The following is a 17,525-nucleotide window of genomic DNA, read 5'->3' as shown; positions in this document are numbered from 1 at the left end:
GGCCTCCCGATGGATCTGAAAAAAGGGCGATATCCGATCGGACAACGTCCGTCTTACGCCTATTTTAGCCCGAACCCTTCCGGCCAGCTCCTGGCGATCCTTTCGACCTTCCTTCCACCCGAAGGCTCCGGTAGCAGCGGGAGATCGGCGCTCGAAAATAGGGATGGCGCTCCCCGGCGATCGGAGAGGCTGAGGCTATAATGGGGGAGATGCAGTCGATCCGACGCATGCGGGGAGGTCCCTATGTTCTGTCCGCCAGGAACCACGGGAGCGATCCTCTGTGTGGGCAACTTCGCCCTCCGGGCTTATGGTCTCCTGCTGATGATCGGGATCCTGCTTGGCGCATGGCTAGCCGCCGCGGAGGCCCGCCGGCGTGGGGAGAATCCCGATCATGTGTGGGATGGCCTGCTGGTCGTCTTCCTCCTGGGTCTGATCGGCGCCCGCCTTTACCATGTGTTCTCCAACCCCGAGGGCGCCGTCGGATGGTCCTATTACCGGGAGAACCCGATCAAGATCCTTTACATCTGGGAAGGGGGGCTGGCCATTTATGGGGCCCTTATCGGGGGATTGATCGGCTTCTTCCTTTACGCTTACCGCCACCGGCTGGCCATCTGGCGTTGGCTGGACATCGTGGCGCCCTCGATCCTGGTAGGGCAGGCCATCGGCCGCTGGGGGAACTTCTTTAATCAGGAGCTCTACGGCCCGCCCACTACGCTGCCCTGGGGGATTCCCATCGCCCTGGAGCGCCGATTGCCCCAGCATTTGACCCTGCCGCCGGAGACGCGCTTCCATCCGGTGTTCCTCTATGAGTCGCTGTGGAACACCATCGGGTTCCTCATCCTGTTCAACATAAGCCGGCGGCTGGGGCACCGCCTTCGGGATGGAGATCTGTTCGCCCTTTATCTGGTCTGGTATCCGGTGGGCCGTCTCTGGATTGAGAACCTGCGGCCGGACGCCTGGAAGCTAGGGAACATCGCTGCGGCTCAGGTCTTCTCCCTGATCGCCCTCGCGGTGGGGCTGGCCCTCTTGATCCGAAACCGGCTTCCGGGGCGGCTCCCTGGGACGAAGACCCCCACCGGGATGTCCGAAGCCTGAGCCCTCCTCGGGGCCCGGCGGTGCGCAGCCCCCAGCCTCGTCTCGGCGGTGGAACATGAAACCGCTCCCCCTCCCGGCCGGATGGATGGGCCTTGGGCGAGGAGCTGGGCTCCTCGGCGCGATCCTCGTAGCCCTCCTCCTCGCCGTCTTGGGGACCGCTTGGACGGTCTCCCACTGGGAGGAGCGCGATCCCTTCTGCGGGGGCTGCCATCTGCGACCGGAGACCACTTATGTGGGGCGGGCGATGGCGGCCCGGAAAGGGCGGCCCGTGGACCTCGCCGCCGCCCACGCGGCCGCCGGGATCTCCTGCGTGGGATGTCATCGGGGGGATCAATCTCTTCCCCATCGCGCCCTGGCGCTCGCCCTGGGCGCGTGGAATACGGCCCGCACGCCGCTCGTGCTTCCAGATACGCCCCGCCACCCGGTCCGCCTGACCTTCCTTCCGGAGGCGGGATGCCGGCTCTGCCATATCCGCGAGCCAGAACGGGGGGGTGTGCCGCGTGGAGAACCGAACCCGGTGACTGTTCCGACCTTCGAGAACCACTTCCACACGGACCTGCTCCGCCCGGACCTTCGGACTTCGGTGGGCTGCGTGGATTGCCATCCTTCTCATATAGAGAGCCTAGAGCCTTTCTTCACGGTTCGGGAAGCCGTGATCCCGGCCTGCGAGCGCTGCCATCGGGAGGTCGGCCGGGGACCTCTTCGAATGGGACCATGAAGCCCCAACGCTGGCTCTTCCTCTCGATCCCTTTATGGGGCCACCTGGATTATGGGGGCTACCTGGATCTGGCGGTGGCGCTGGCTCGACAGGGCCATCGGGTGCTCTGGGCCAGCGGGTCCCTAATACAGGAAGCAGTGGTCCGTCGGGGTCTTCCCTTTGCCCTGTTGCCCTCAGCGGGCTGGCGATGGCTGCCCCCGCTCCCGCCGGATGTTCCTCCCACGGAGCGGGCGCGACGGCGGCGGGAGCGGGCGCTGGAGGCCTGGCTTCAGCCTGAAGAGCATGTGCGGGCGCTGCGCGCCCTAAGCTCCCTGATTGAATCCTGGCGCCCGGATTGGATCGTGGCGGAGCCTTTCGCCGGCGTCGCGGCCTGGGCGGCGGAGCGCTACGAACTTCCTCTGATCGTTGTGGGGTTCCCCGCCGGGCGCTGGCCGGCCCCGGCCACCCCGGAGGCCCGAATCGAGGTGGAAGCGGCCCAAGCCCGGCTGGCGGAGATCGCCGCGCGCCTCGGGTTAACCGCCCGTTTCTGGCGGGCGGATCCTTTTCCCCAGATCACCTCCCCTTATGCGCACATTGTCTTCTTCCCGGTTAGCTGGTTTATCGATCTGGACCACCTGGATCCCCAGAACCGGTTCTTCGGGGGACGTCGGAGGGCCTCGACGGTTCCACCTCCCCCCCGCTCGCGTCCCCGCGTCCTGATCACCCTGGGCAGCACCTTCACCGGGGATCCCGCTTTCTTCATTGGGGCGGCTCGCGCTGTGCAGGCCCTGGGCGGCGAGCCCCTCCTGGTTCTCGGGAGGAGCCCCTTTGCCCTCGGGCTTCCGGAGGCTGTGGCGCGGGCGCTTCCCGATCTCCCGCTCTGGGATTGGGTGGATTACCCAACCCTGTTCCCGCAACTGGATCTGGTGATCCACCATGGGGGAATGGGGACCACCCATGCCGCCCTGGTTTACGGTGTCCCCCAGCTGGTGGTTCCACATGCAGGGGAACAGCACCTGCAGGCCCGTCGAGTGGCGGCGGCAGGGGTTGGCCTGGTGCTATGGCCTTCCGAGGCCACACCCCGTCGATGGCAGGAACACATTGCCGTCCTGCTTCGGGAACCTGCCTTTCGAGAGCGGGCGCGGGACTGGGCACACCGTATGGAAGCCGCCGGCGGCGTAGAGGAAGCAGCGGCCTGGTTGATGGAGTGGGCGCATCGTGCCGACTGAAAGCGGCCTGATGAGGCGCTTGGCGCCGGGTGTCGGCCGGTGCCCACGCGAAGATGCTTTTTGGCCAGCGGAGGCCTATGAGGTCGAATTCCTTCGATACCCGAAGGCCTGAAGGCCGATGGAATCCAGGGCCTCCGGCTCGCTCCACGACCCCTCATCGCCCGGCCAGGAACACCCCGGCCAGGATGAGCGCCATGCCGCCGAGGAGCCAGCCGGAGAGGGGTTCCCCAAGTCCGATCGCTCCCCAGAGCACCGCAAAGATTGGGTTGAGATACACCACCAGGGAAACCCCCACCACCCCCACCCCCTGGAGCAGCCGGTAATACAGCCCATAGGCGATCGCGGTGCCCAGGACCGCGAGGAGGATCAGGGCAGCGAGAGACTCCGGCGCTGGGGAGAGCCTCCAGGGCTGATCCAGGACCAGGCTGAAAGGCAGCAACAGCGCCCCACCCCAGCCCAGCTGACCGATGGTCGCGTCCACCGGTGAGACCCCCCGAAGGGCTCGCCGGGCGTAAACCGTGGCCGCGGCGTAGGAAAGGGCGGCCGCCACCACAGCTCCCTCGCTGATCAGGTGGGCATGGGCCGCCCGCTGGAGATCCGGAAACAGCAGGATCAGGATCCCCAGGAAGCCGAGGAGCAGCCCGGCCAGTTGGCGCCGGGACGGTCGTTCCTCCCGGAGCCCGAGGGCCGTGAACCCTGCCGCCCAGAGAGGCATGGTGGCCACCAGCATCCCGGCCAGCCCGCTGGGGATGGTCTGCTCACTCCAGGCGATCAGCGTATGGGGCAGCGCGGCGTTGAACAGCCCCATCATTAGGTAAGCGCCCCCCGGCGGATCCGCCCGGGGGCCGGGACGGATCCGTCGGAACAACCCGAGGAGGGCGGCGGCGATCAGCAGCCGCCCCGTCACGAAGGTCAGAGGCGGGATCGTCCGCACCCCCAGAGCGAAAAACAGATACGAAGCGCCCCAGATCGTCCCCAAGGAGAGCAATATGAACACGTCTCCCGCGCGCATCCTTCCTCCCTGGGATCCCCGGTCGGAACTCATGGTCCCTATCATAACTCCCAAGGCGCTGCAGATGCTTCTAAGAGGAGGTGTTGCGAGGGGGTGACAGCAGTTAGCGCTTGACGGGGTGAGGCCTGCCAGCGGCTGCTCGTCCCCCGCGGTGAAATCGGGAAGGGGGCTCCCGGGGATCGGGGGTCATCGAAGGTCGTTCCCCCATCCCCGGGAAGCCCATGCCGTTATACCCGTCCCATCCAGCGCAGGGCGGCTTCGGCGTTGAAGAGGGCGGCGCCGGCGGCGCCCCGGATGGTGTTATGGGTGAGGGCCACGAATTTCAGAGTGAAGACCGGACATGGCTGCACCCGCCCCACCACCACGCTCATCCCGCCGCCTGTCATGCGATCCAGGCGGGGCTGGGGCCGATCCGGCTCTGTCCGCACCACGATCGGCTGGGCCACCGCGCTCGGGAGATCCGCCACTTCCTCCGGCGGACGGTAGCCGTTCATTGCCTTCACGGCTTCCTCGGGGCGGATCGATTCCTCGAGTTCCACCGACAGACAGATCAGATGTCCATCCAGGGTGGGAACCCGATTCGTCTGCGCGCTCAGGCGCACCGGCGCTGCCTCCACCCTCCCGTCCTGCAGTTCCCCCAACAGCTTGCGAGGTTCCGTTTCCAGCTTCTCTTCTTCCCCCGGAATATAGGGGAGGACATTGTCTGCGATCTCAACGGCGGAAACGCCGGGATAGCCGGCGCCGGAGAGGGCCTGCAGGCTTACGAGATGCACCCGCCGGACGCCATAGGGCATCAGAGCTTTGAGGGGGAGGACCGCCGCGGTGGTCGTGCAGTTGGGGTTCGTGATCAGGGCGCCGGACCAGCCTCGGGTCTTCTGCTGGTGTGGGAGCAGTCCCATGTGATTGAAATTGACATCCGGCATCACCAGGGGCACATCCGGTGCCATCCGGTAGGCGGAAGCGTTGCTGGCCACCAGATAGCCCGCGGCGGCGAACCGGGGTTCCACCTCCCGAGCGATGTCGGAGGGGAGGGCGGAGATCACGATCTCCGCATCGAACCCTGGCTCTGTGGGCTGCACGACCATGCCGGCGGCCCAGTCTGGCATCGGGGCGCTCAGCAGCCAGCGACACGCCTGGCCATACGGGCGGCCCACGGAGCGATCGGACCCCGTCAGCGCGACCACCCGAAACCATGGATGACGGTCCAGTAGGTGCACCAGCCACTGGCCGACCATCCCCGTCGCGCCCAGCACTGCGACTCGAAAGGAAGGTTTCGCGCTCATCGAGTTCTGCCCCGTGCGGATACCGTTCTTTGGAGGTCCAAGGGATTGGCGTCTGGCTTTCCGGATTTATCCCTCGCAAATGGCTCCCCGGGCAGCGGAGGAGACCAGGCGGGCGTATTTGGCGAAAAGCCCTCGGGTATACTTTGGCGGCGGCGGGGTCCAAGCCGCCCGGCGGCGGGCGAGTTCCTCTTCGGAAAGCTCCACATTCACCCTGCGGCGATCCACATCGATCTCGATGATGTCGCCATCCTGGAGCAGCGCCAGTGGGCCTCCCACCGCGGCCTCCGGCGAGATATGGCCGATCATCAGCCCGTGGGTGGCTCCGGAGAACCGACCATCGGTGAGGAGGGCCACCTCGTCTTTCAGGCCCTGCCCCACCAGAGCGGCGGTGATCACCAGCATTTCCCGCATCCCCGGCCCGCCCTTCGGGCCTTCATAACGCACCACGACGACATCGCCCGGCCGGATCTGGCCCGTGTTGACCGCCTGGAAGGCGTCCTCTTCCCGATCGAAAACACGCGCCGGGCCGCGGTGATAGCGCTTGGTGGTCCCCGTGATCTTCAGAACGCCGCCCTCCGGGGCCAGGTTGCCGCGCAGGATGACATAGCCGCCGGTGGGATGCAGGGGGCGGTCGACCGGGCGGACAACATCCTGATCCTCCGGGAAGACCACGTCGGCCAGGCGTTCGGCGATGGTCTCGCCGGTGACGGTGCGACAGTCCCCGTGCAGCAACCCGGCATTTAGCAGCGCCTTCATCACCACGGGCACGCCGCCGATGCGATCCACGTCAGCCATCACGTAACGGCCCGCAGGTTTTAGGTCCGCCAGATGGGGCGTTCGCTCGCTGACCCGCTCGAAGTCCTCTAGGGTGAGGGGAACCCCGGCCTCGTGGGCGATGGCCAGCAGGTGCAGGATCAGGTTTGTGGATCCACCCATTGCGGCGGCCACAGCAATAGCGTTTTCGAAAGCTTCACGGGTCATGACGTCCCGGGGCCGGATGCCGGCCTCCAGGATGCGGACGATCGCCCGGCCGGTCTCGTAGGCCAGCTCCTCCCGGGCCCGGCTGGGGGCGACCGGCGCGGCCCCATTGGGGAGGGTCAACCCCATCGCCTCGAAGGCGGAGGCCATCGTGTTGGCCGTGAACATCCCCCCGCAGGCGCCATAAGTGGGCACCGCGGCTTCCTCCAGATCCCGCAGCTCCTCGATGGTCATCCGGCCGCGGCTCACTGCCCCCACCGCCTCGAAGACGTCCTGGATAGTCACCGCCTGTCCCCGCCAGTTCCCCGGGGGAACGCTTCCCCCATACAGGTAGATCGCAGGCAGGTTCAGACGGGCCATGGCCATCACACAGGCGGGCTGCGTTTTATCACAGCCCCCGATGGTCACCAGGGCATCCAGCTGATAGGCGATGGCGGCGAGCTCGATGGAATCCGCGATCAGCTCCCGGCTGACCAGAGAGGCTTTCATGCCCTCATGGCCCATCCCAATGGCGTCGTTGGCCGGGACGGCATTGAACTCAATGGGCGTTCCCCCGGCATCCCGGATCCCCTGTTTGACGAGCTCAGCGAGGCGATGCAGATGATGATTGCAGGGCTGCGCTTCGAACCAGGTATTGGCGACCCCGATGAAAGGCCGGCGGAAGTCCTCGTCCCGGAATCCGACGGCCCGCAGCATGGCCCGATGGGGCGCGCGCTCCAGGCCCTCCGTCACCTGCGCGCTCCGATGCTTGCGACCATTCGAGGAAATGGGCATCGCAGAACCTCCGGATCCGATATGGATTAGAGATGGGATGGGAACCGAAGCCCCGGATGGTTACGACCCGTTCCGAACATATCGAGCGATGACCTCGCCCATCTCGCGCGTCCCGACAACACAGGTTTCGCCGTCCGCGATATCCCGGGTGCGGTAGCCCGCCTCCAGGGCCGCTTCCACCGCCTCTTCGATCGCCCGGGCCTCGGCCTCCAGGCCGAAGCCGTAGCGCAACATCAACGCCCCGCTCAGGATCGCCCCGATCGGGTTGGCTAGGTTGCGCCCGGCGATATCCGGGGCGGAACCGTGAACCGGCTCGAAGAGGCCGGGCGGTTCTTCCCCCAGTGAGGCGGAGGGCAGCATCCCCATGGATCCCGCCAGCACCGCCGCTTCATCGGTCAGAATGTCTCCGAACATATTTTCCGTCACCACGACATCGAAAACCGCTGGACGCCGGATCAGGTGCATGGCGAAGGCGTCCACCAAGAGGTGTTCCAGGGCGAGATCCGGGAATTCCCGTCGGACCACCGCTTCGGTCACCCGCCGCCAGAGGCGGGAGGCGGCCAGCACATTGGCCTTATCCACCGAGGTCAGCTTCTTCCGGCGGCCCTGAGCGAGGCGGGCGGCCAGCCGGACCACTCGCTCGATCTCCGGCCGGGTGTAGCGCATCGTATCATAGGCCTCATCGCCCTCCGGTCCGGCTTCCTGGCGGGGACCGAAATATAAGCCCCCGGTCAGCTCTCGGACGAAGAGGATGTCCACTCCTCGCACGATCCCCTCTTTCAATGGGGTCGCATGGGTGAGAGCCGGGAACACCCGAACCGGGCGGAGATTGGCGAACAGATCGAAGGCCTTGCGCAAGCCTAGGAGGCCCTGCTCCGGCCGTACCGGCGCGGTAGGGTCATCCCACCGGGGCCCGCCAACGGCGCCCAGGAGGATCGCATCCGAGCGGCGACAGCGCTCCAGCGTTTCGGGGGGAAGGGGAGATCCCGTCGCGTCGATGGCGGCCCCGCCGATCACCGCCTCGTGGAACTCAAAGCGATGCCCAAACCGATGCCCCACGGCCTCCAGGACCCGCAGGGCCTCTGTGGTGACCTCCGGTCCGACTCCATCTCCTGGCAGCACGGCGATCACAAAGCGTCCCATGGGATGCTTCCCCAAGAGCGTTTCTCGGGAATATCCAGAGGGGCGAGGGCCTGGTGCGGCCGGCCACCCTTTCGGATTGGCCTGGCGCCGTGCGGAGACGGGCACCGCCGCTATCCGATCCCGAACTCCAGGCTGTCCTCCAAAGCCAGGCGGCTGGCCTCCAGGATGTTCGTGGAGGCCCCGACCGTCCGCCACACCCGCTGGCCATCCGTGCTCTCGATCCACACCCGCACCCGGGCCGCCGTTCCGGCGTCTCCGTTCAGGATATGAACCCGATAGTTGGTGAGGTGGATGCGGGAGAGAACCGGATAGCGAGGGAGGAGGGCCTTGCGCAGCGCCGCGTCGAGGGCGTTGACCGGGCCGTTGCCCTCCGCGGCCGTGTGCACCGTCTCCCCGTCCACCCGGACTTTCACCGCCGCCTCCGCGACCGGCTCCCGACCGTCCCGTCGTTCCACCATGACGACGTAATCGAGGACCTCAAAAGGCGGGATGTAATCCGGCTGTGCACGCCGCAGCATCAGGATCACGGAGGCCTCCGCATCTTCGAAATAGAAGCCCTCGTTTTCCAGGGCCTTGATGCGGCGCACCACCGCCTGCACGGCCGGATCATCGGGATCCACTCGCAGTCCGAACTCCAGGGCCTTGGCCACGATGTTCCCGCGCCCGGAGAGCTCGGAGACCAGGACTCGTTTGACGTTGCCCACGCGGGCCGGATCGATGTGCTGATAGCTTTCTTCGACCTTGAGGATCGCCGCCACGTGGATGCCGCCCTTGTGGGCGAAGGCGCTGGCCCCCACATACGGTTGATGGGAATCGTGGGGCAGGTTCGCCACCTCGGCCACGAAGCGGGAGACCTCCGTCAGGCGGGCCAGCTGCTCGTCGGTCACGCAGTCGATCCCCATCTTGAGCTTGAGGTTGGCGATGATGGAGATCAGGTTGGCGTTGCCGACCCGTTCCCCGTACCCGTTGATGGTCCCCTGCACCTGACGAACGCCCCGGCGGATGGCCGCCAGGGAATTGGCCACGGCCAGCTCGCAGTCGTTATGCGTATGGATGCCCAGGGGGACGGAGACCGCGCGCTTCGCCGCATCGACTCCCTCTTCGATCTCCCAGGGCATCGATCCCCCGTTGGTGTCGCAGAGGACGATCCAGTCCGCCCCACCCTCCTGGGCAGCTCGAAGGGTCGCCAGGGCGTAATCTGGATTTCGCTTCCACCCATCGAAGAAATGTTCGGCGTCGTAGATCACCTCCCGCCCGTGGGCCTTCAGGAAGGCCACGCTCTCCCGGATCATCGCCAAGTTCTCCTCCAGCGTGGTCTCCAGCACCTGATGGACGTGGAGATCCCACGACTTACCGACCACGGTCACCACGGGGGTCTCCGCCTCCAGCAAAGCCTGGAGGTTTTCGTCCTCCTCCGCTCGCCGGCCCGGGCGCCGGGTCATGCCAAAGGCGGCGATCCGGGCGTAGCGGAGCGACCGATGACGGACCCGGCGGAAGTATTCCGCGTCTTTCGGATTGGAGCCGGGCCAGCCCCCTTCAATGTAATGGATGCCCAGCTCGTCCAGCTTCTCAGTGATCCGGAGCTTGTCCTCAACGGTGAACGAAATCCCTTCGCGCTGGCTTCCATCGCGCAGCGTCGTATCGTAAAGCCAGACGGCTTCCATCGCACACCTCCTCGACCGGTATGGGGTGGAAATACGGATATGAGATCCGGCCGAACGCGGCGGCGATGGCGCGGGTGGCCCCGCTCAGGACCTTCATCCAGCGGTCCCTGCGCAGGGCAACCCGGGTCCACCTCCTTTCTTGACGGGGCATACGGACCTCCTCTGCATCCTGAAATGGGTGCAGCGCGATTCCTGTTCCGCGAGGCCACCGAAGGCAGCGAAAGCCTCAGGTGGGCCTACGTGCGCTCCTGCTGCAGGCGAGCACGGGTGTAAGGGATCAGCCCGCCGGCGCGGATCAGCTCCAGCATGAAGGGCGGGTAGGGCTTGGCGCGAAAGGTCTGGCCGGTCCGATGGTTGCGGATCTCCCCGGTGTCCAGATGGACTTCCAGCTCATCCCCCGGCGAGATAGCCTCCACGGCCTCCGGGCATTCCAGCACCGGGAGGCCGATGTTGATGGCGTTCCGGAAGAAGATGCGGGCGAAAGATTTGGCGATCACACAGGAGACCCCCGCCGCCTTCAGGCTGATCGGCGCGTGCTCTCGGGAGGAGCCGCTCCCGAAGTTGCGTCCTGCCACCACGATGTCCCCTGGCTGCACTTTATGGGGAAACTCCGGATCGATCCCCTCCATGCAATGCGCGGCCAGCTCTTTCGGGTCCGTGGTGTTCAGGTAACGCCCCGGGATAATCACATCGGTGTCGATGTTGTCCCCGAAAACCCAGGCGCGCCCGTGGAAGCGCATGGCTTCCCTCCTCAATCCTCTTCGGGTTCGGTGAAGTTATAGCAGCCCATCATGCAATCCACCACCCAGCTCATCGGATGGGCGCTGCGTGCGGGATCCTCCTCCGGATCTGCCTCCCAGGAGGGGATCGCTTCCTCCAGAAATTCCTCCCAGACCGAGCGTGGGTCCTTCATGGGATCTTCCTCCTTGTGTGTCGGGAATTCCGCAAGGTGGGTTCGGAACGCCTCGTGAAGCCGAAAGCCCCTCATGGTCTGGATCGCGGGAGGGAATCCCTCGAGCTTCCGGGGCCTTACACCGCCATGGTCGGAGCCATCACCTCCTCGGGGCTGGCGATGCGCCCCAGGATGGCGCTGGCCGCGGCCACTGCCGGATTGGCCAGATACACCTCGCTGGTCGGATGGCCCATGCGGCCGATGAAGTTGCGATTGGTGGTGGAGACGCAGCGCTCCCCCGGCCCCAGCACGCCGGAGTATCCGCCCATGCATGGGCCGCATGAGGGCAGGCCCACCACCGCGCCGGCTTCCACAAAGATATCGATCAGGCCCTCCTCCAAGGCCTGCCGGTAAGTCGGCCCGCTGCCCGGGATGATGATGCAGCGAACCTCGGGATGCACCCGCTGGCCCTGGAGGATCCGGGCGGCCAGCCGGAGGTCCTCGATGCGACCGTTCGTGCACGAGCCGATAAACACCTGATCGATCCGGATGTCAGCAAGCTCGCTCACCGGCCGCACGTTCGAGGGCAGGTGGGGCACCGCGACTACCGGCTCCCAGTCGCTGACGTTGAAATCCAGATCGATCTCATACCGGGCATCCGGGTCATCCCGATAAACCGTGAAGGGGCGCTTCGCCCGGGGGCGGACGTAATCCAGAGTCTTCTCATCCACCTCGATCAGCCCAGCCTTCCCCCCCGCCTCAATCGCCATGTTCGTGATGGTGAACCGTCCATCCATGCTGAGGCTCCGGATCACGGGCCCGGTGAAGAACATGGCCATGTAGAGCGCCCCATCGACCCCGATATGGCCGATGGTGTGGAGGATGAGGTCCTTCGCTGTGACCCAGGGGCGGAGCGTCCCGTGGTAGAACAGGCGCATGGTAGGAGGCACTTTAAGCCAGAGCCGGCCGGTGGCCATGGCCACGGCCGCGTCGGTGGAGCCCACGCCGGTCGAGAAGGCGCCCAGGGCTCCATAGGTGCAGGTGTGGGAATCGGCCCCGATGATCAGCTCCCCGGGCAGCACCAGGCCCTGCTCGGGCAGCACGATGTGCTCAATGCCACCATCCCGCCCCCCTTCAAAGTAGAGGATCCCCTTGCGTCGGGCCCAGGTGCGGACGGTCATGCACTGCTCCGCGGCCTTGATGTTAGGGGGCGGGACGAAGTGGTCGGCCACGAAGGCGACCCGCTCCCGGTCGAATACCTCTTCCACGCCCAGTTTCTCGAACTCCCGGATGGCCAGGGCGGCGGTGATGTCGTTGGCCATCACGAAATCGACTCGGGCCTCCACCAGATCCCCAGGCTCCACGTGATCCAGGCCTGCGTGGGCGGCGATGATCTTCTCGGCCATCGTCATACCCATCGGTGAACCTCCGGATGATGTTTCTACGCTTGAGTGTATGGAACCGGGACCGACATCCTTTCCACCGGAGCGGCCCGAGGGGCATGGCCCAGCCGCAGGAGGGCGTGCAGATAGGCCTTGGCGGCGGCCACCACGATGTCGGTATCGGCGCCGAAGCCGCTGGCCAGGCGGCCGGTATGCGGATCTTCCACCTGGATGAAGACACGCCCCATCGCATGGTGCCCTGGGGTCACCGCGTGGACGTTGAACTCCAGCAGGCGGGCCTGCATCCTCAGAGCGGCCTCGATGGCCCGGTAAGCCGCGTCAATCGGCTCGTTCCCCGTCCCCGTGCCGACGCGGACCTCCCCGTTGGGCCCCACCAGGCGGACGGTGGCGGTGGCGATCAGCGGCGTGCCGCAGGTCACCTGCAGCGTATCCAGGCGCCAGTTCTGGCCGCTGTTCGAAGTGAAATCAGCCATCATCGCTTCCAGGTCGAAGTCGGTGACGTATTTCTTGCGATCGCATAGCGCCTTGAACCGGCGGAACGCTTCCTCGAAGGCGTCCGGCGGGAGGTGATAGCCCATTTGCTCCAGGCGGACCCGGAAGGCATGTCGTCCGGAGTGCTTCCCCAGGACCAGGCGGGATTCCGGCACCCCCACCGTCTCCGGCCGCATGATTTCATAAGTCAGCGGGTTCTTCAGCATCCCATCCTGATGGATGCCGGCCTCGTGGGCGAAAGCGTTGGCGCCCACGATGGCCTTGTTGGGCTGGACCGGGATACCGGTGAGGGCGCTCACCAGACGGCTGGTGCGATAGATTTGGGTGGTGTCGATATGCGTGCGCACCCCGAAGACATCCCGCCGGGTGTGGAGGGCCATGACCACCTCTTCGAGGGCCGTGTTGCCCGCCCGTTCGCCGATGCCATTGACGGTGACCTCCACTTGGCGGGCGCCGTTCCGGATAGCGGCCAGGGTATTGGCGGTGGCCAGGCCCAGATCATTGTGGCAGTGGGCGGAAAGGATCACCCGTTCCACCCCCGGAACCCGGCGGCGGATCTCCGCGAAGAGGGCCCCGAACTCCTCGGGCGTGGTGTAGCCCACCGTGTCCGGGATGTTCAGGGTGGTCGCTCCCGCCTCCACGGCTGCCGTCAGCGCCTGCATCAGGAAATCGCGATCGGTTCGTCCCGCGTCTTCCGGGGAGAACTCCACGTCGTCGCAACGGCGTCGGGCATACGCCACCATCTCCCGGATCCGGGCCAGGCACTCCTCACGGGTCATCCGCAGCTTGTATTGCAGGTGAATATCGGAGGTGGCCAGGAAGACATGGATCCGCGGGCGGGGGGCCTCCCGCACCGCCTCCCAGCAGGCGTCGATGTCCTCCGGGTTCGCCCGGGCCAGCCCGGCGATCACCGGCGGGCCGTTCGGACGGTCCTTCCCCAGGGGGCCGATCTCCCGGGCGATCCGCCGCACCGCTTCGAAATCCCCTGGCGAGGCGATCGGGAAGCCGGCTTCGATGATATCCACCCCCAGGCGGACCAGCTGGCGGGCGATCTCCAGCTTCTCCTCCACGGTGAGGGTCGCTCCTGGCGATTGCTCGCCGTCCCGCAACGTGGTATCAAAAATCCGAACGACATCATCCCCCATGTGGACCTCCTTTCCCGCTGGCTGGGAACGGTGGCTCTGCCTCACACCTCTTTCGGATTCAGCCAAGGCATCATCGCCCGCAGCCGGCGGCCCACTTCCTCAATCGGGTGTTGGCGCTCCTCCTCGCGTTTGGCGTTGAACCATGGACGGCCCTTCGCGTTCTCCTCGATCCATTCCTCGGCAAACGCCCCGCTGCGGATCTCTTCCAGGATCTGTTTCATGGTGGCTCGCACATGGTCGTCGATCACCCGGGGCCCGCTGCGGTAATCCCCGTATTCCGCTGTGTCGCTGACCGAATAGCGCATGTAAGAAAGGCCGCCCTGATACATCAGATCCACGATCAGCTTCAGCTCGTTGAGGCACTCAAAATACGCAATCTCCGGCTGGTAGCCGGCCTCCACCAGGATCTCGAAGGCCGCCTTGATCAGATGGGTGACTCCACCACACAGCACCACCTGCTCGCCGAAGAGATCGGTCTCGGTTTCCTCCGCGAAGGTGGTCTCGATCACCCCGGCGCGGGTGCATCCGAGGCCCTTCGCGTAGGCGAGAGCGGTCGGCAGCGCCTTCCCCGTCGCATCCTGATGGACGGCGACCAGCGCCGGAACCCCTCCTCCTTCCTTGAAAACCTCTCGCATCCGGTGCCCGGGGGATTTCGGGGCCACCATGCTCACGTCCACGTCGGGGGGCGGGACGATCTGGCCGAACCGGATGTTGAAGCCGTGGGCGAACATGAGGGTCTTGCCCGAGGAGAGATTCGGCGCCACGGCCTCCCGGTAGAGGGCGGGCTGGGCCGGATCCGGTACCAGCATCACGATGATGTCGGATCGCCGCACCGCCTCCGGAACCTCGTAGACGGGCAATCCGTCCGCCTCGGCCTTCGCCCAGGACTTGCTCCCCCGGTAGAGGCCCACACACACATCACAGCCGCTGTCTTTGAGATTCAGGGCATGGGCATGGCCCTGGCTGCCGTAACCCAGAACGGCGATCCGACGGCCGTTCAGCAGGCTGAGATCGGCATCCGCGTCATAGTAAATGCGCGCCATCGGAATACCTCCGGTTGCGGGATTTGCGCGGTAGACTGGCTGTTCCTCCCTCAGAGCAAGGGAAGGCGACTATGCAGCGGCCTCCGCCACCCGCTCGGCCGGCGCGGCCTCCCCCTGGCCCCGGATCATCGCCATCGGGCCGGAGCGGGTCACCTCCACGACGCCGAACCGTTGCAAACGGGCGATGCAGGAATCCACCTTCTCCGCCGAGCCGGTGACTTCCACGATCAGGGTCTCCGGGCCGACATCGACGATCCGGGCTCGGTAGAACTCCGCCAGCTGGGCGATCTCCACCCACGCCTCCGCCGGAGCCCGGACCTTCACCAGAGCCATATCCCGGATCACCAGGGGGCGTTCCCCCCAATCCTCCACTGCCTTCACACAGAGGAGCTTCTCCAGATTGGCCCGGACCCGCTGGGGATCCACCCGGGCCGGGTCCACCGGGATCAGCAGCCGGAGATCCTGCGGATCCTCCGTCCGGCACATGGAGATCGCGCCCACCGGAAGGTGACGTCGGCGCAGCAGATGGAACACCCGGTTCAGGCTCTCCACGGAGTTTTCAATGGTCACCGCCAGCCAGCGTGGCATCCTCGCCTCCTCTTTCGGTTTTCCCCTGAGGAATCACGGCACGGCCTTCACGCCGGGGGCGATCATCATATCGAACACCGTCATCCCGGAGGGGATCATCGGGAAGCAGTTCTCCTCCGGATCCACGAGGATGTCGACCACCACCGGCCGATCCGTGATCGCCAGGGCTTGTCGGATGGCCGGCTCGACCTGATCCGGCCGCTCCACCCGGATCCCGGCCGCGCCCACCGCTTCGGCCATGCGGGCGAAGTCCGGGTTAGCCAGATAGACGGCGGAGTAACGCCGGTTGTAGAACAGCTCCTGCCACTGGCGGACCATGCCCAGATACTGGTTGTTGATGATGAACACCTTGATGGGCAGCCGCCATTCCACAGCCGTGATCAGGGCCTGGAAGGTCATTTGGAAGGACCCATCGCCGTTGATGTTGATCACCAGCCGATCCGGGCAGCCGAATTGGGCACCGACCGCCGCCGGCAGGCTGAAGCCCATCGTCCCCAGCCCACCGGAGGTGATGCAGGTCCGCGGCTCCTTCCATACGAAGAACTGAGCGGCCCACATCTGGTGCTGACCCACATCGAGGGTGACGATCGGCCGGTGATCCTTCGTCAGCTCGTAGATCATCTGAATGGCGAACTGGGGCTTGATGACCTCATCCCCTTGCCGGTAGCGCAGCGGGTAACGGGCCTTCCAGTCCTCGATCTGACGCCACCAGGCCTCGGTATCCGGGGGACGCACCAGCGGGAGCAGGGCGCGCAGGATCTGCTTGGCGTCGCCGATGAGGGCCACATCGGCCCGGCGGTTCTTGTTGATCTCCGCCGGATCGATGTCGATGTGGATCACCTTCGCATGGGGGGCGAAGGCGGAGAGCTTGCCGGTCACCCGATCATCGAAACGGGCGCCGACGGCGATGATCAGGTCGGAGAAGTTGATGGCGAAGTTCGCGTAAACCGTTCCATGCATCCCCAGCATCTTGAGCGCATAGGGGTGATCCTCGGGGAAAGCCCCCAAGCCCATCAGCGTGGTGGTCACCGGGATGCGGGCCTTCTCCGCCAGGGCCCGGACCTCCGGGGCTGCGCCGGAATGGATGACCCCCCCGCCGACATAGAGGATGGGGCGCTGGGATTGGGCGATGAGATCGGCCGCCTGTCGGAGCGTTCTCTCGTCCGGGAAAGGCGGTCGCGGGCGTGAGAGCGAGAAGGCCGCCGGGTCCTCGAGGACGAAATCCGCTTCGGTGAGCAGCACATCCCGGGGGAGATCCACCAAGGTGGGGCCGGGCCGTCCGTCGGTGGCCAGCCGGAAGGCCAGGTGGACGGCCTCGAGGGCCTGGGCTGGCTTGCGCACCAGCCAATTGTGTTTGGTGACGGACATCGTAAGGCCGATGACATCGGCTTCCTGGAAGGCATCGCCCCCCATGAAGAACGTGGGGACCTGGCCGGTGATCGCCACCACCGGTGTGGAATCCATCATGGCGTCCGTGAGGCCTGTGACCAGGTTCGTCGCACCGGGGCCGGAGGTGGTGAAGCACACCCCAGGCTTCCCGGTCGCCCGGGCGTAACCCTCCGCCATGTGGATGGCGCACTGTTCGTGTCGGACGAGGACATGGCGGATCTGGGGGTAATCGCAGAGGGCGTCATAAAGGGGCAGGGAGGCACCCCCGGGAACGCCGAAGATCACCTCCACGCCTTCGCGGACCAGAGCTTCCATCACGGCCCATGCCGTCTTCATCCGACGGCGCTCCCGTCGAAGCAGGCGGGGAGTCGTCGCAGCCTGGGTCATCGTCATCGTTTCCATCGGATCCCTCCTTTCGCCAGGCGGGGATAAAAAGGGAGGGGCCTCCCGTTTGGGAGGCCCCTCCCGATGTGCGGATAGGAAAACTGTGAACGGCGATCCGGCTAACCGGGGGTGGTTCCCTCCCAAACGGGCATCGCCTCTCCGAGGCGAAGGATGCCCCGAAGGATGAGGACGATAAGGACGAGGGAGAGAACCACCAGACCGAAGGCCATGGGCTTCCGTTCCCACCGGTTCAGAGTTTGACCGTGTTTATAGCACAGATCCAGGATTTTGTCAAGCGCTTCCCGGTAAGACCT

General features: G+C 65.9%; 17 protein-coding genes. 3 read left to right on the top strand and 14 right to left on the bottom strand.

Translation table 11 applies throughout. The annotated features are described in order from the left end of the window. Window positions 1-243 precede the first annotated feature (243 nt). Genes lgt through ACFMO3_RS04000 form a run of 3 tightly spaced genes read left to right on the top strand, consistent with a single transcriptional unit; the run spans window position 244 to window position 3,021 of the window. Window positions 244-1,095 (top strand): prolipoprotein diacylglyceryl transferase, encoded by an 852-nt coding sequence (gene lgt / locus ACFMO3_RS04010; RefSeq protein WP_376789149.1) that lies wholly within the window; start codon window positions 244-246, stop codon window positions 1,093-1,095. 55 nt (window positions 1,096-1,150) lie between these two features. Then, window positions 1,151-1,813: a hypothetical protein gene (locus ACFMO3_RS04005; RefSeq protein WP_376789148.1), complete on the top strand. Its 663-nt coding sequence runs from the start codon at window positions 1,151-1,153 to the stop codon at window positions 1,811-1,813. After that, complete coding sequence (locus tag ACFMO3_RS04000) at window positions 1,810-3,021, top strand: glycosyltransferase (RefSeq protein WP_376789147.1); 1,212 nt, start codon at window positions 1,810-1,812, stop codon at window positions 3,019-3,021. The genes ACFMO3_RS04005 and ACFMO3_RS04000 overlap by 4 nt, the downstream gene beginning before the upstream one ends. A 154-nt stretch (window positions 3,022-3,175) precedes the next feature. On the opposite strand, the gene ACFMO3_RS03995 is transcribed toward ACFMO3_RS04000, so the two are convergent. From ACFMO3_RS03995 to ACFMO3_RS03930, 14 genes are all read right to left on the bottom strand, one after another. Then, complete coding sequence (locus ACFMO3_RS03995; protein ID WP_376789146.1) at window positions 3,176-4,033, bottom strand: DMT family transporter; 858 nt, start codon at window positions 4,031-4,033, stop codon at window positions 3,176-3,178. Between the two features lie 227 nt (window positions 4,034-4,260). Further along, a complete protein-coding gene (asd, locus tag ACFMO3_RS03990; protein WP_376789145.1) occupies window positions 4,261-5,316 on the bottom strand; it encodes an aspartate-semialdehyde dehydrogenase in 1,056 nt (351 codons plus the stop codon). A 66-nt stretch (window positions 5,317-5,382) separates the two neighbouring features. Further along, entirely contained in the window at window positions 5,383-7,068 is a 1,686-nt protein-coding gene (ilvD, locus tag ACFMO3_RS03985; protein ID WP_376789144.1) for a dihydroxy-acid dehydratase, read from the bottom strand. Between the two features lie 60 nt (window positions 7,069-7,128). Continuing rightward, window positions 7,129-8,211 carry a 3-isopropylmalate dehydrogenase gene (gene leuB, locus ACFMO3_RS03980; RefSeq protein ID WP_376789143.1) on the bottom strand — a complete coding sequence of 361 codons (1,083 nt, stop codon included), beginning with the start codon at window positions 8,209-8,211 and terminating at the stop codon, window positions 7,129-7,131. Window positions 8,212-8,321: 110 nt separating this feature from the next. Then, a complete protein-coding gene (cimA, locus tag ACFMO3_RS03975) occupies window positions 8,322-9,875 on the bottom strand; it encodes a citramalate synthase (RefSeq protein ID WP_376789142.1) in 1,554 nt (517 codons plus the stop codon). Further along, complete coding sequence (locus tag ACFMO3_RS03970) at window positions 9,802-10,026, bottom strand: hypothetical protein (RefSeq protein ID WP_376789141.1); 225 nt, start codon at window positions 10,024-10,026, stop codon at window positions 9,802-9,804. The genes cimA and ACFMO3_RS03970 overlap by 74 nt, the downstream gene beginning before the upstream one ends. 85 nt (window positions 10,027-10,111) lie before the next feature. Then, window positions 10,112-10,615: a 3-isopropylmalate dehydratase small subunit gene (locus ACFMO3_RS03965; protein WP_376789140.1), complete on the bottom strand. Its 504-nt coding sequence runs from the start codon at window positions 10,613-10,615 to the stop codon at window positions 10,112-10,114. A gap of 11 nt (window positions 10,616-10,626) precedes the next feature. Beyond that, on the bottom strand, window positions 10,627-10,788 hold the full coding sequence (locus tag ACFMO3_RS03960; protein WP_376789139.1) for a hypothetical protein: 162 nt from the start codon (window positions 10,786-10,788) through the stop codon (window positions 10,627-10,629). A gap of 116 nt (window positions 10,789-10,904) precedes the next feature. After that, window positions 10,905-12,185: a 3-isopropylmalate dehydratase large subunit gene (gene leuC / locus ACFMO3_RS03955; protein WP_376789138.1), complete on the bottom strand. Its 1,281-nt coding sequence runs from the start codon at window positions 12,183-12,185 to the stop codon at window positions 10,905-10,907. A 23-nt stretch (window positions 12,186-12,208) separates the two neighbouring features. After that, on the bottom strand, window positions 12,209-13,807 hold the full coding sequence (locus tag ACFMO3_RS03950; RefSeq protein ID WP_376789137.1) for a 2-isopropylmalate synthase: 1,599 nt from the start codon (window positions 13,805-13,807) through the stop codon (window positions 12,209-12,211). Between the two features lie 41 nt (window positions 13,808-13,848). Further along, window positions 13,849-14,850 carry a ketol-acid reductoisomerase gene (gene ilvC, locus ACFMO3_RS03945; RefSeq protein ID WP_376789136.1) on the bottom strand — a complete coding sequence of 334 codons (1,002 nt, stop codon included), beginning with the start codon at window positions 14,848-14,850 and terminating at the stop codon, window positions 13,849-13,851. Window positions 14,851-14,919: 69 nt separating this feature from the next. Next, entirely contained in the window at window positions 14,920-15,438 is a 519-nt protein-coding gene (ilvN, locus tag ACFMO3_RS03940) for an acetolactate synthase small subunit (protein WP_376789135.1), read from the bottom strand. Window positions 15,439-15,471: 33 nt separating this feature from the next. After that, window positions 15,472-17,229 (bottom strand): biosynthetic-type acetolactate synthase large subunit, encoded by a 1,758-nt coding sequence (gene ilvB, locus ACFMO3_RS03935; protein WP_376789134.1) that lies wholly within the window; start codon window positions 17,227-17,229, stop codon window positions 15,472-15,474. A 101-nt stretch (window positions 17,230-17,330) separates the two neighbouring features. Beyond that, the coding region (locus ACFMO3_RS03930; protein ID WP_376789133.1) for a hypothetical protein at window positions 17,331-17,525 on the bottom strand (195 nt) is incomplete at its 5' end.

The organism is Thermoflexus sp. (genome assembly GCF_042408815.1).
In the GTDB taxonomy this organism is placed as follows: domain Bacteria; phylum Chloroflexota; class Anaerolineae; order Thermoflexales; family Thermoflexaceae; genus Thermoflexus.
Note: the sequence above shows the minus strand (reverse complement) of the source record. Positions and strands in the feature narration are given on the sequence as shown.

Bases quoted from the DNA above. Each gene is read 5' to 3' on its own strand.
- lgt (WP_376789149.1), top strand. From the start codon at position 244: ATGTTCTGTCCGCCAGGAACCACGGGAGCGATCCTCTGTGTGGGCAAC.
- ACFMO3_RS04005 (WP_376789148.1), top strand. From the start codon at position 1,151: ATGAAACCGCTCCCCCTCCCGGCCGGATGGATGGGCCTTGGGCGAGGA.
- ACFMO3_RS04000 (WP_376789147.1), top strand. From the start codon at position 1,810: ATGAAGCCCCAACGCTGGCTCTTCCTCTCGATCCCTTTATGGGGCCAC.
- ACFMO3_RS03995 (WP_376789146.1), bottom strand. From the start codon at position 4,033: ATGCGCGCGGGAGACGTGTTCATATTGCTCTCCTTGGGGACGATCTGG.
- asd (WP_376789145.1), bottom strand. From the start codon at position 5,316: ATGAGCGCGAAACCTTCCTTTCGAGTCGCAGTGCTGGGCGCGACGGGG.
- ilvD (WP_376789144.1), bottom strand. From the start codon at position 7,068: ATGCCCATTTCCTCGAATGGTCGCAAGCATCGGAGCGCGCAGGTGACG.
- leuB (WP_376789143.1), bottom strand. From the start codon at position 8,211: ATGGGACGCTTTGTGATCGCCGTGCTGCCAGGAGATGGAGTCGGACCG.
- cimA (WP_376789142.1), bottom strand. From the start codon at position 9,875: ATGGAAGCCGTCTGGCTTTACGATACGACGCTGCGCGATGGAAGCCAG.
- ACFMO3_RS03970 (WP_376789141.1), bottom strand. From the start codon at position 10,026: ATGCCCCGTCAAGAAAGGAGGTGGACCCGGGTTGCCCTGCGCAGGGAC.
- ACFMO3_RS03965 (WP_376789140.1), bottom strand. From the start codon at position 10,615: ATGCGCTTCCACGGGCGCGCCTGGGTTTTCGGGGACAACATCGACACC.
- ACFMO3_RS03960 (WP_376789139.1), bottom strand. From the start codon at position 10,788: ATGAAGGACCCACGCTCGGTCTGGGAGGAATTTCTGGAGGAAGCGATC.
- leuC (WP_376789138.1), bottom strand. From the start codon at position 12,185: ATGGGTATGACGATGGCCGAGAAGATCATCGCCGCCCACGCAGGCCTG.
- ACFMO3_RS03950 (WP_376789137.1), bottom strand. From the start codon at position 13,807: ATGGGGGATGATGTCGTTCGGATTTTTGATACCACGTTGCGGGACGGC.
- ilvC (WP_376789136.1), bottom strand. From the start codon at position 14,850: ATGGCGCGCATTTACTATGACGCGGATGCCGATCTCAGCCTGCTGAAC.
- ilvN (WP_376789135.1), bottom strand. From the start codon at position 15,438: ATGCCACGCTGGCTGGCGGTGACCATTGAAAACTCCGTGGAGAGCCTG.
- ilvB (WP_376789134.1), bottom strand. From the start codon at position 17,229: ATGGAAACGATGACGATGACCCAGGCTGCGACGACTCCCCGCCTGCTT.